Annotated in this window: 1 pseudogene; it reads right to left on the minus strand. The window is 58.2% G+C overall.

What is annotated here, in order from left to right:
* Nucleotides 1-923, minus strand: a pseudogene (locus tag LB462_RS30905) (carbohydrate ABC transporter substrate-binding protein); the annotation flags it as partial.

Consider the following 923-nt stretch of genomic DNA (forward strand, 5'->3'; position numbering starts at 1 on the left):
CCGATCGCCTGCCACCAGAGCTGAGCCAGCTTCGGATAATCCGGAACGTTGGTACCCGTCGGCGACCATTGCAGGCGTGCCGGCGAGCGATAGAACTCGACCAGACCGCCGAGTTTTGGCGCACGGTCGGTGAAGCTCTTGTGATCGAGCGTAGACTGGCGAATGAAGGTAAGACCAACATGGCTCTTCTTCACGTCGACGGTCTTCGAAGTCACGAACTGGGCATAGAGCCAGGCAGCCTTGGCCCGGTCGTCCGGAGTGGACTTAAGCAGCGTCCAGGAACCCGCATCCTGATAACCAAGCTTCATGCCGTCTTTCCAGTAAACGCCATGCGGGCTGGGGGCCATGCGCCATTTCGGCGTACCGTCGGCATTGACGACCGGCAGCCCGTCCTTGACACTGTCTGCGGTGAAGGCCGTGTACCAGAAGATTTGCTGAGCGACATTGCCTTGCGCCGGGATCGGTCCGGATTCGGAGAAGGTCATGCCCTGAGCTTCCGGCGGAGCATAAGCCTTCAGCCAATCGAGATATTTCTGGATCGAGTACACCGAGGCTGGGCCATTGGTATCACCGCCGCGAGCGACGCACGAGCCAACGGGCTGTGATTTTTCGTTGACCTTGATGCCCCATTCATCGACTGGCAGACCATTCGGGATACCCTTGTCGCCATTACCAGCCATGGAAAGCCACGCATCGGTAAAGCGCCAGCCGAGCGATGGGTCCTTCTTGCCATAGTCCATATGGCCGAAGACCTTCTTGCCATCGATCTCCCGGCCGGTAAAGAACTCGGCGATATCCTCGTAAGCTGACCAATTGACCGGTACGCCGAGGTCATAGCCGTATTTCGCCTTGAAATCCGCCTTGTTCTTCTCGTCGTTGAACCAGTCGTAGCGGAACCAGTAGAGGTTGGCGAACTGCTGGTC

It is taken from the genome of Phyllobacterium chamaecytisi (assembly GCF_020164455.1).
Lineage (GTDB): Bacteria > Pseudomonadota > Alphaproteobacteria > Rhizobiales > Rhizobiaceae > Phyllobacterium > Phyllobacterium chamaecytisi.